The 11882-nt window shown below is 70.2% G+C and carries 7 protein-coding genes; 2 read left to right on the plus strand and 5 right to left on the minus strand.

Annotated elements, in window-relative coordinates:
• Positions 1-88: 88 nt before the first annotated feature.
• Positions 89-817 carry a DUF4191 family protein gene (locus FS825_RS12595; protein WP_144713520.1) on the plus strand — a complete coding sequence of 243 codons (729 nt, stop codon included), beginning with the start codon at positions 89-91 and terminating at the stop codon, positions 815-817.
• 427 nt (positions 818-1244) lie between these two features.
• On the opposite strand, the gene FS825_RS12600 is transcribed toward FS825_RS12595, so the two are convergent.
• Positions 1245-1628 (minus strand): RDD family protein, encoded by a 384-nt coding sequence (locus tag FS825_RS12600; protein WP_144713762.1) that lies wholly within the window; start codon positions 1626-1628, stop codon positions 1245-1247.
• Between the two features lie 314 nt (positions 1629-1942).
• Between FS825_RS12600 and glnA the strand changes: the two genes are divergently transcribed.
• Positions 1943-3367, plus strand: a complete 1425-nt coding sequence (glnA, locus tag FS825_RS12605; protein WP_144713522.1) for a type I glutamate--ammonia ligase — start codon at positions 1943-1945, stop codon at positions 3365-3367.
• A 438-nt stretch (positions 3368-3805) separates the two neighbouring features.
• Here the strand turns inward: glnA and FS825_RS12610 are convergent, their stop codons facing one another.
• The 4 genes from FS825_RS12610 to FS825_RS12625 all read right to left on the minus strand — a co-directional run bounded on the left by FS825_RS12610 (position 3806) and on the right by FS825_RS12625 (position 11872).
• Entirely contained in the window at positions 3806-5236 is a 1431-nt protein-coding gene (locus FS825_RS12610) for a UDP-glucose dehydrogenase family protein (protein ID WP_144713524.1), read from the minus strand.
• Positions 5233-6777: a glycoside hydrolase family 26 protein gene (locus tag FS825_RS12615; RefSeq protein WP_144713526.1), complete on the minus strand. Its 1545-nt coding sequence runs from the start codon at positions 6775-6777 to the stop codon at positions 5233-5235. The genes FS825_RS12610 and FS825_RS12615 overlap by 4 nt, the downstream gene beginning before the upstream one ends.
• The gene (locus FS825_RS12620; RefSeq protein WP_144713528.1) at positions 6770-8386 is read right to left on the minus strand and encodes a glycosyltransferase family 2 protein; all 1617 of its coding nucleotides are present in this window, start codon (positions 8384-8386) and stop codon (positions 6770-6772) included. The genes FS825_RS12615 and FS825_RS12620 overlap by 8 nt, the downstream gene beginning before the upstream one ends.
• A 513-nt stretch (positions 8387-8899) precedes the next feature.
• Positions 8900-11872: a bifunctional [glutamine synthetase] adenylyltransferase/[glutamine synthetase]-adenylyl-L-tyrosine phosphorylase gene (locus FS825_RS12625; RefSeq protein WP_144713530.1), complete on the minus strand. Its 2973-nt coding sequence runs from the start codon at positions 11870-11872 to the stop codon at positions 8900-8902.
• Between the last annotated feature and the right edge of the window lie 10 nt (positions 11873-11882).

Consider the following 11882-nt stretch of genomic DNA (forward strand, 5'->3'; position numbering starts at 1 on the left):
CCGGGCCCGGTCTTGTGGAGAACGCTGTTCGCCCACAGCCGGACCACCGGAGGTTCGGACAGGTCGGCGCAGGCCGTATCCTGGTCGCATGGCACGCAGCAGTTCTCAAGGTACGACGGCGAAGGAGCCGGGTCGTCTCAAGCAGATGTACCAGGTCTTCACCATGACCCGTCGGGCAGACCCGAGCTCGATCTGGTGGTTCGCCCTCGCGTTCGTGGTCCCGGTGGTGCTGGGCGTCCTGCTCGCGCTGCTGCTCCCCGGTCAGAACTGGCTCGCGATCGTCCTGTGGATCGTCGCCGGCGTGCTGCTCGGCGTGCTGCTGTTCCTGATCGTCCTCGGTCGCCTCGCTGAGCGCGCCGCGTACTCGCAGATCGAAGGGCAGCCCGGAGCCGTCGGCGCCGTGCTGTCGAACTCGCTCCGTCGTCAGTGGCGCTCGAGCGAGATGCCCGTCGCGGTCCACGGTCGCTCGCAGGCCGCTGTCTACCGTGCGGTGGGCACCCCGGGCGTCGTCCTCATCACCGAGGGCCAGCGCGGCAACCTCAACCGCCAGGTCGACGAGGAGCGCCGCAAGGTGCAGCGCATCGTCCCGAACGTCCCGGTGCACGTGGTCCACGTGGCCTCCGGCAAGGACGGTGCGGGTGACGACGGCGTGACGCTGCACAAGCTCCCCCGTGCGATGAACAAGTTCAAGAAGGCGCTCAACCGGAACGAGGTCCTGGCGGTCGCGAACCGTCTCGACTCGCTGACGCAGAGCCCGGCCTCCGCGATCCCGAAGGGCATGGACCCGATGCGGGCGCGTGCCGGGCGTCCGCGCTGACCCAGCGCCCGCGGCGCCTCACCGCAGAACGCCCCCGACCGTGCCAGGTCGGGGGCGTTCTGCTCTGCGGGTGTGGTGCCGGCCGGACGCGCTCGGCGTGCCGGGCGCGGGTGACGCCGGGCGCGGGCGACGGCTGGCACACGTGACGGCGGGCACGGGCGACGGCTGGCACGCGTGACGGCGGGCACGGGCGACACCGGCCGCGGGTGACGCCGGGCGCGGGCGACACCGCGCGGTGTGACGCCCCCGATGCGACACCGCTGTTGTCGAACGACATCGGGTTTGTCGCACCCGCACGCCTGCAACGGTTGCACACGCGGGATTGCGACACCGCGGGTGTCGTACGACAGCGACGAAGTCGTTCGACGTCGACGCAGAGGACGGCGTCGCGCCCTGGCAGTCCCCCGCCCCAGAGGCGCCGCACCCGTCAGCGCCGGACCAACACCGTCCCCGCGATGCGGTCGTGCGCCCCGCGGCTGTCCCGGTCGATGATGAGCGCCGGCACGACCAGGCAGAGCAGCAGCGTCCGGACGACCGGCCGCCACACCCCGACGTAGCCGCCCCGCATCGGCACCACGCGGAGTCCGACACAGATGTGCCCGAACGACCCCGACAGCAGGCAGATGAACAGGATCTGCAGCGCGGCGAAGATCGCGATCTGGATCCACGAGTGGGTGATGTCACCGGAGCCGTTCACGGGCGACCACACACCGGTGACGTAGGCGACGAGGTCGGCCAGGGCGCCGTCGATGAGCAGTGCGACGACACGCCGACCGATGCGGCCGACGCTGCGGGGTCCTTCCTCGGGCAGGCCGAGGTCCTTGCCGGGCCAGCCGTCCGGGTGCGCGGACGACCGGGACCCGGACCCGCCCGACCCCGACGACCCAGATCCGAACCCCGACCCCGCGGCCCGGGACCCGGACGAGCCAGCCCCGGACGACCCGGAGCCGGACGAAGCGGACGACGGACTGGTGCTGCGGGCCATGCTCCAAGGGTACGGCGAACCGCCCGTCGTAACACGCACGAAACAATCCAGTCATGTCCGGGAAACTCGGTGTCAATAGCCTCGTCGGAGGGTGCACCCGCGGCACCTCCACATCACCCAAACCCCCTGGAGATCGACACATGTTCAGCGATTCCTCCGAGGTCCTGGCCTTCATCAAGGACACGGACGTCAAGTTCCTCGACATCCGCTTCACCGACCTGCCCGGTGTGCAGCAGCACTTCAACATCCCGGCGTCCACGGTCGACGAGGACTTCTTCTCGGTCGGTCAGCTCTTCGACGGCTCCTCGATCCGCGGCTTCGCCTCGATCCACGAGTCGGACATGCAGCTCATCCCTGACGTGACCACGGCGTACATCGACCAGTTCCGCGCCGAGCGCACGCTGATCATGATCTTCGACATCTACAACCCGCGGAACGGCGAGATCTACGGCCGTGACCCGCGCCAGGTCGCCAAGAAGGCGGAGAAGTACCTCGCCTCGACCGGCATCGCGGACACCGCGTTCTTCGCCCCCGAGGCCGAGTTCTACATCTTCGACGACGTCCGCTACTCGGTCACGCAGAACAAGTCGTTCTACTCGGTCGACTCCGAAGAGGGCGCGTGGAACACCGGCCGTGAGGAAGAGGGCGGCAACCTCGCCAACAAGACCCCGTACAAGGGCGGCTACTTCCCGGTCTCCCCGGTCGACAAGACGGCCGACCTGCGTGACGACATCACCCTCAAGCTGATCGAGGCGGGCTTCGAGCTCGAGCGCTCGCACCACGAGGTGGGCACCGGCGGCCAGCAGGAGATCAACTACAAGTTCGACACGATGGTCCACGCCGCGGACGACATCCTCAAGTTCAAGTACATCGTCAAGAACACGGCCGACCAGTGGGGCAAGGTCGCCACGTTCATGCCGAAGCCGCTCTTCGGCGACAACGGCTCGGGCATGCACACTCACCAGTCGCTGTGGAACGACGGCAAGCCGCTCTTCTACGACGAGAACGGCTACGGCGGCCTCTCCGACCTCGCCCGCTGGTACATCGGCGGCATCCTGAAGCACGCCTCGGCGCTGCTCGCCTTCACGAACCCGTCGATCAACTCCTACCACCGCCTGGTGAAGGGCTTCGAGGCGCCGGTCAACCTGGTCTACTCGGCCGGCAACCGCTCCGCTGCGATCCGCATCCCGATCACGGGCACGAACCCGAAGGCGAAGCGCATCGAGTTCCGCGCGCCGGACGCCTCGGGCAACCCGTACCTCGCCTTCGCCGCGCAGCTCATGGCGGGCCTCGACGGCATCCAGAACCGCATCGAGCCGCACGAGCCGGTCGACAAGGACCTCTACGAGCTCCCCCCGGAGGAGGCCAAGGGCATCCCCCAGGTCCCCGGCTCGCTCGACGAGGCCCTCGACGCGCTCGAGGCGGACCACGAGTTCCTCACGAAGGGCAACGTCTTCACCGAGGACCTCATCCAGACCTGGATCGACTACAAGCGCGAGAACGAGATCCTCCCGCTGGCCCAGCGCCCGCACCCGTTCGAGTACGAGCTGTACTTCGGCGTCTGAGCCTCCCCGCTCAGCAGCACGACGAAGGGCCCCGCACCGTCACCGGTGCGGGGCCCTTCCGCGTGCGGCGGTCGCGCCGCAACCCGAGTCTCGGTTCGAGCGACGCTTCTCGGGTCCCGTGGCACGAGATCGGTCGCCCCGCGCGAGTCTCGCGCCGGGACGAGCGCAAGCACGTGCAGTGGTGGTGACCGTCTGGAGGCGCGGTGCCGGTCCGCCGGGCCGGCACCGCGCCTCCAGGCGGTCGCCCTGGCACGTTCCTTCCCAGAACGCCTGCGATGGCAAGCGGAATCGGGCGTACCCGGCCGGATGAACCCGCCAGGTACGCCCGATTCGACCAGGTACGCCCGATAAGACACGCGACCAGGCACCAAGGCCCCCCGCGCACGCGAACGGGGCCCGCACCGCCCCGGCACGGACCCCGCTTCGCGGACGGCGGACCTACCGCGCGGTGGCCACCGCGTCGTACGTCCCCGCAGCGACGCTCACGGGTGCACCCGTGACCGGGGTGGGCCGTCCCAGGGAACGGACGGTCCAACCCGCCTTGACCCAGTCGGTGACCGGGAGGCAGTTGCGGGCGTCGATGACGAACCGACGCCCGACGATCGCAGCGAGGGCCGCGGGCGACGCCTCGACGATCTCGTCCCACTCGGTGAGGACGAGGACGACGTCGGCGTCCTCGATCGCACCCTCCATCGAGGCCGAGTAGGTGAGGGTCGGGAAGGACCGACGGGCGGTCTCCATCGCCTCGGGGTCCCACAGCGTGACCTGGGCGCCGCGCAGGTGCAGCGCAGCGGCCACGTTGAGCGCCGGCGAGTCGCGGACGTCGTCGGTGAGGGGCTTGAACGCCGCCCCGACCACGGCGACCCGGCGGTTCAGCACGGAGCCGCCGAGGGCCTCGATCGTCATGTCGATGACCCGCTCGCGCTGACCCATGTTGATCTCGTCGACCTGCTGCATGAGCCCGACGACGCGGTTCGCGCCGATCTCGTTCGCCCGGTACATGAGCGCCCGGATGTCCTTCGGCAAGCAGCCGCCACCGAAGCCGAGCCCGGCGTTGAGGAACTTGCGGCCGATGCGGGCGTCGTGCCCGAGGGCGTCCGCCAGCGTCGACACGTCGGCACCGGTGATGGCGCACATCTCGGAGATCGCGTTGATGAACGAGATCTTCGTCGCGAGGAACGCGTTCGCGCTGACCTTCACGAGCTCAGCGGTGGCGAGGTCGGTCGTGATGACCGGGGTGCCCTCGGCGATCGGTGCGGCGTAGACCTCGCGGATGACGGCGTCGGCCGCGGCCGATGCGCCACCCCAGACGAGGCGGTCCGGGTGCAGCGTGTCGTCGACGGCCTTGCCCTCACGGAGGAACTCGGGGTTCCAGATGAGTTCGGCGTCGATCCCGGAGGGGGTGAACTCGCGGACGATGCCGCGCAGCCGCGCCGCGGTGCCGACCGGGACCGTCGACTTGCCGACGATGAGCCCCGGGTGGGTCAGGTTCTCGGCGACCCCGCGGGTGGCGTTCTCGACGTAGGTGAGGTTCGCGGCGTGCGACCCGGCCTTCTGCGGCGTACCGACGCAGACGAAGTGCACGTCCGCCTCGGCCACGGCCGCGGCGAGGTCCGCCGTGAAGCGGAGCTTGCCGCTCGCGACGTGCTTCGTGATGAGCTCGGGCAGCCCGGGCTCGTAGAACGGGACCTCACCGGCGGACAGCGCGGCGAGCTTCGACGGGTCGACGTCCACGCCGATGGTCTCGAAGCCCATCTCGGCCATCGCGGCCGCGTGGGTGGCGCCGAGGTAGCCGGTGCCGATGACGCTGATGACGGGAGCGGGGCGGACGTCGGTGGCGTCCGGGCCGGTCTTCTTCTGAGCGGTCATTGCTTGACCTCCTGCAGGTCGTAGTCGATGTCGTTGCGCTTGATGCCGTCGGCGAAGGCCTGGAGGCTGTCCGCGCGGGAGTCGAGGCGCCAGTCGTTGGTGGTGCGGGTGCCGTCGACGATGGTGGTCGCGGTCTCGCTGAAGTACGCGAAGCCGATGATGTCGTCGTTCGCCGGGTCCGCGAGGGCGTCGAACAGTGAGTTGATCCACTGCGACTTCTGCGGGTTCGAGACGCTGCCCCCGGTCTCGGTGGCCCCGATCTCGTTGAGCACGATCCCCTTGCCGGGTGCGATCTGCCGGATCTGTGCGAGCGTCGCCCCGAAGGTGTTCTGGAACGTCGGCGACTCGGTGGCGTCACGGTAGTAGCCGCTCATGCCGACCCAGTCCACGTACTGCGACCCCGGGTAGTAGTTCTGCATGTAGTCGAGCGTCTGGTACTTCGTGTTGCCGAGCTTGTCGATGCGCGACGGCGACCAGTCCCAGATGGCGTACTGGTTCGCGCCGTTGTCCTGGAAGACCTGCCAGACGTGCTTCCACATGGCCGTGTACGAGCCGGCGGCGTTCTGCTGCTTCGCGGATTCCGACCAGTTGTACCACTGGCCGTTCATCTCGTGGTCGAAGCGGATGACGAGCGGCATGCCGTTCGCCTTGAGTGCCTGCGCGTACTTCGTCAGGTAGGCGTCGAACTTGCCGGAGATGACGTCCTCGTTCGTGTACCCGGGGACGTACGGCTGGTCGTTGCCGGTCTTGGCAGGGACGGACTCCCACGTCATGAGGGGCAGGCGGCCGTTCGCCCAGGACCGCTGGACCGCGCTGGCGTTGAAGTCCTGGTCGAAGCCCTGGAAGAAGCCGACCATGTTCGTCGCCTTGCCGACCTCTTGCGAGACCTGGTCGTACTCGGACCAGTTGAAGGGCGACTGCGAGGTGTAGAGCCCGTACCAGCGGGACTGCTGGGCGAGCACCTGGGCCTTGGTGGGCGTCGTGATCGGGTCGGTGCCGTCGGGGTCCTTCGACGGCCCGGTGTTCGGGTTCGTCGCCGGGCCACCGGAACCGTTGCCGGATCCGTTGCCGGAACCCGAGCCGTTGCCGGAACCGCTGCCGGAACCGGACCCGCTGCCCGAGCCGGCCGCCTCGGCGCCGGAGGCCGACCCACCGGAGGAGGACGCGCCTCCCGAACCGCCCTGGGCGGACCCCAGCTGGGACTGGAGCGACGCGATCTGCGCCTTGAGCTGCGCGATCTGGTCGCCGCGCGACCCGGCCTGCGCCGTCGAGGAGTCGAGCTTGCCCTCGAGCGCCCAGATCTCCTTCTGGGCTGCGGTGAGCTTCGTCTGGAGCTCGGCGGCCGAGATCTTCTTCTTCGGCGGGGTGACACCGAGCGCCTGGTGGACCGCGGTCGACACCGAGCCGGCCGGGGAGACCCAGACGTTCCAGGTGATGAGCCCGAGGACGAGGACGATGGCGGTGGTGCCGACTGCGGTGAGTCGTGCGTGCCTGCTGGACTGGGCCCACCAGGCACCTGAGGAGCGGATGAGGTCAGACAATGAGGAAGGCCTCCAGGGCGAAGACCGCGATGCCGATGCAGTACGGGATCGCGGCGTACGGGTTGTACCGGCGGACGCGTGCGGGGGCCGGAGCCGAGGCGCGAGCCGACTGCACCGCGGTTGCCGCGGTCCGTCGGGTCGCGAGCACCGTCGCGGTGGAGTTGGTGGTGGCGTCGGGCCCGAACAGGTCGTCGAACGCACGGTCGACGGCGCGCTGGTCCGGGGCGAGCTCGGGGTCGCCGGCGACGGCGGCCCGGGCGCGGTCCGTGGCGTCCACGGGTGCGGCGTCGATCGGGCTCACCGGCGTCTGCGCTCCGACGGCGGAGGGCTGCACGGCGTCCGCCGGGTCCTCCTCCATCGGTCCCCCGGCGTACGCACCGGCCCGGGTCCCCCAGCCGGACGCGTGCGCCAGGCGGAAGAAGCCGATGAGCCGGATCGGCATGAGGAAGAACGTCGACACGATGATGAACATCGGCAGGCGGAAGAAGTCGCTCGGCTTCTCGGCGAGGTGCCGCATCTGCCGGATCGCCATGCTCAGCACGGACGAGACCACCATGAGCCCGGCGACGTAGACGAAGCCGGTGGAAAAGCCATACTGGTGCAGGATCCCCTCGTAGAGGTTCGAGCCCTGACCGGTGAACCCGCGGTAGATCCAGCCCGCGATCACGCCGAAGAGCATGAACGGCAGGATGATGTCGGTGATGAAGAACAGCGCCAGGACCGGCGCGTGGCCGAGCATCCACGGGAGCATCCGCAGCGTGTTGTACTGCGAGCCGCGGGCCCAGCGGAGCTGCTGCTTGAACAGCTTCTTCACCTGGAGCGGCGCGTCCGTGTAGACCAGCGAGGTGTACTGGTAGACGGTCCGGTACCCCTCCTTGAGCGTGAGGTTCGTGAGCGTCCGGTCGTCGGACACCTCGAGGAACACGCCCATGAACTTCTCGTGCATGAAACGGTCCATGACGCGCATGAGGATGTCGCGGCGGAAGGCGATGGTCCGCCCGGGCAGGCAGCCGATCTGACCGAGCACGCTCTGCGCGGGCATCGAGTACAGCGCGCGGGAGTTCTCCAGCCAGTCCGCCCAGCGGGTGATCCAGCTGCGCTCCGGCTCGAGGATGCGCTGACGCGTGGTGACACCGCCGACGGAGGCGTCCGCGAACGGCTTGAGCAGCTCGTCGAGGGCGCCGGGGGTCCAGACGGTGTCCGAGTCGACGAGGATCGTGATGTCCCCGTTCGACATCTCGGTGCCGACCTTGACGGCGTTGCGCTTGCCCGGGATGGGCGTGTGGGTCCAGCGGACGAGTGGGGCGAACTCCTCGCAGACCTCCTCGAGCGCTTCGTTCCGCGCGCCGTTGATGACGACGATGATCTCGCCGGGCTGCTGCTCGACCATGCGGCCGATGACGTCGCGGAACAGGTCGAGCGGTTCGTCCACGACGGGGACGACGACGCTGGTGGTACCGGTGAAGGTGCCGGTGAAGGGGCGGTAGCGGGCGGACAGGACGACCTTGAGCAACCAGAGCAGCCAGATCACCGCGGAGTACACGGCGAACAGGTAGAACTCGGGGTGCCCGTCGACCATCTGCCGGATCTGCAGAATGAAGGTGAACATCGATCCCTGCTTCAACGTTCGAGGTGGAGATTCCGCTTCATCGGGGAATCAGGGTCGGTTCGGGTGCCCCCATTGACGCAGAACGTGCGCGTGCCCGCAACGCGACCCCCGTCCGGGGGCGTTACGGGCACGTTACGGGGTACACCGTGGTCCCCCTCGCCCTGGACAGGTCGTGTCCGCACTGCTGCTGACAGCACTCCGGTGGACTCGCGTGGTCGGTTCGAGCGGACTGGCGGCACTGACGTGCAGCCTGGAGGCACGGCTCGTCTCCGGTGGAAAGCCCAGGTCAGGAGGGGGTCGCCTCCTCCGGCACCGAACGTGTCGAGCGCAACAGGGCGCGTCCGGAGCGCGCTGGATCACGGTGCGATCACGGCCAGCGGATGCCCAGGGAACGGGGTACGCCGCGGCGGAGATCGGGGGACGCCCCGTGTTACGGGGAATTCACTGTCGAGGACGTGTCAACTCCGCGCGAAACACGTCGTCCCGGGCGTGTCGCGGGCGCCGGGCGGGGCGTCAGGCGCCGTAGAACTCGCGCTCGAACACCTGTCGTGCACGGCGCGTGATGCCCAGGTAGTCGTCCTCGAGCTGCGAGGCCGAACCCGGCGGGTACTCCATCAGCCGGGCGATCCCCTCGAGCTGCACCCGGTCGACGGGGAGCACGTCCGTGGTGCGCCCCGACCACAGCACAAGCGCGCTGCGGGTCCGGGAGGCGAACCGCCACGCCGCGCCCAACCGCTCGGCGTCCTCGGCTCCGACCAACCCGGCGTCGGCCGCGGCGGCGAGGGCGTCGAGGGTCGAGGTGGTCCGGAGGCCGGGCACCGTGAGGGCGTGCTGCAGCTGCAGGAGCTGGACGAACCACTCGACGTCGCTGAGCGAACCCCGCCCGAGCTTGAGGTGCCGTGCCGGGTCGGCGCCGCGGGGCAACCGCTCGGACTCCACCCGCGCCTTGATGCGCCGGACCTCGCGCACCTGCTGGTCGTCGATGTGCTCGGGGTAGCGCGTCCGGTCCGCCAGGTGCTCGAAGTCGCGGAGGAGCTGCTCGTCCCCCACGGCGCCCCGGGCACGGAGCAGCGCCTGCGCTTCCCACGTCAGCGACCACCGGGCGTAGTAGGCGCCGTAGGAGTCGAGCGTGCGCACCACGGGGCCGTTCTTGCCCTCCGGCCGGAGGTCGATGTCGAGCTCGAACGGGTGGATCGCGTCGTCGGTGAGGCGGGAGAGTTCCCGCACGATCGTCTGGGCGGCGCGTGAGGCCTGCTCGGGCGGGAGGTCCGCCGGTGCTCGGTACACGTAGAGGACGTCGGCGTCGGAGCCGAAGCCGACTTCCCGGCCGCCGTACCGCCCCATCGCGATGACGCCGAACTCGAGCCCGGGCGGAGCGTCGCGACGGGCCAGCGCGAGCGCACCGGCGAGCGTCGACTCGGTGACGTCGCTCAGCGCCGGACCGAGGGCGTCGACGTCGAGGTACCCGAGCACGGCGGCCATGCCGAGCCGGAGCGTCTCACGCCGTCGGACGGACCGGATGAGCGCTGCCGACCCGTCGACGTCCTGCCCGTGCCGTGCGGTCGTCGCCGTGCCCTCGGCCAGCAGGGACTCGATCGGGCGGGGGCGCAGCAGCGTGTCCGGTTCGTCGAGCCACGCCACGGCCTCGGGGAAGCGTTCGAGGAGCCCGGACAGGAACGCGGACTCGGACAGCACGGTGGTGAGCGAGTGCGCCGCACCGGACGAGTCGCGGAGCATCCGGAGGAACCAGCTGGACTCCCCCAGGGTGTCGCTCAGCCGCCGGAACGCCAGGAGTGCCCGGTCCGGTGCCGGGCCCTCCGCCATCCACCGCAGCAGGACCGGCAGGAGGTTCCGCTGGATCGCCGCACGACGGCTCGTGCCCTGCGTCAGCGCGCGGATGTGGCTCAGGGCGCCGGCGGGGTCTGCGAAGCCGATCGCGCCGAGACGGTCCACCGCCTGGTCGCTGGTCAGCACGATGTCGCCGTCGCTCGCCGCCACCGCCGAGAGCAGCGGCCGGTAGAACAGGCGCTCGTGGAGGCCGCGGACCTCGAGCTTCACGGCGCGCCAGCGGGTCTCCAGCGCGGACGCGGACTTCGCGAGACCGCTGGACCGCGCGAGGACCCGGAGTTCGTCCTCGTCGGAGGGCATCAGGTGCGTGCGCTGGAGCCGTCGCAGCTGGATGCGGTGCTCGAGGAGCCGGAGCAGGGCGTAGTCGGGGCCGAAGCGCGCTGCCTCGGGCCGTCCGACGTAGCCGGCCGCGGTGAGGGCGTCCATCGCCTCCAGCGTCGAACGGACCCGGACGGACTCGTCGTCCCGCCCGTGCACGAGCTGCAGGAGCTGCACGGTGAACTCGACGTCGCGCAGGCCACCCGGACCGAGCTTGAGCTGCCGGTCGACGTCGGCGTCCGGGATGTGCTCGGTCACGCGTTCGCGCATCCGTTGCACGGACTCGACGAACCCCGGGCGCTTCGCAGAGGTCCAGACGAACGGGGCGACCGCGGCGGCGTACCGCTGACCGAGGTCCACCGAGCCGGCGATCGGCCGCGCCTTGAGCAGCGCCTGGAACTCCCACGCCTTCGCCCAGCGCTCGTAGTACGCCACGTGCGAGTCGAGGGTCCGGACGAGCGCGCCGTCCTTGCCCTCGGGGCGGAGGTTCGCGTCGACCTCCCACAGGGCGGGCTCCGCAGCGAGGTCGGTGATGGCGTGGGTCGCCGCGATCGCCAGCCGCGTGGCGATGAGCACGGCACGGTCGGTGCCGACACCCGTGTCCGCGTCGTCGTCGCGGGTCGGCTCGGTGACGAAGATGACGTCGACGTCGCTGACGTAGTTGAGTTCCCGGGCGCCGGCCTTGCCCATCGCGATCACCGCGAGCGGCGTCGCGGCGACGTCGGCGGCCGGGAACGGGACCTCACGACGAGCGATCACGACGGCGGCTTCGAGCGCGGCGCCGGCGAGGTCGGCCAGGCCGGCGGCGACCGCGGGGAACGCCTCGGTCGGCGCGTCGTTGAGGACGTCGTAGAGCGCGATCTGGGCGAGGTGCCGGCGGTAGCGCACCCGGAGGCCCAGCCGGGCGTCCTCACCCCGGGCATCGCCGACCGCCGCGAGCAGGGACTCGGTGTACCGCTCCTGCGACCACGGCTCCGTGACGGGGTCGAGCAGGAGCGCGATCTCGGCCGGCCGCCGGTGCAGGAAATCCCCCAGTCCGACCGAGGCCCCGAGGAGCCGGACGAGCCGGTCCGTCGCGTCCGGGTCGGCGAGCACCGGACGCACCGCGTCCGGTGCGCGGTCGAGCAACCGCTCCAGCAGGCGGAGCGCACCGTCGGGATCGGCGGTGGCACCCCAGGACGCACCCGATCCCGAGAACGGGAGGGGCAGGTCGGGGCCGAACCGCGCCTCCAGTCCGGCGATGCGTTCCAGGCTCTCCGACAGCTCCGCGAAGCCCAACCGGGCCAGCTCGGAACGCGACGACGTCGTGCGACCGGACATGTCGTGGAGC

Origin of the sequence: Curtobacterium pusillum (genome assembly GCF_007680845.1) — a bacterium.
In the GTDB taxonomy this organism is placed as follows: domain Bacteria; phylum Actinomycetota; class Actinomycetes; order Actinomycetales; family Microbacteriaceae; genus Curtobacterium; species Curtobacterium pusillum_B.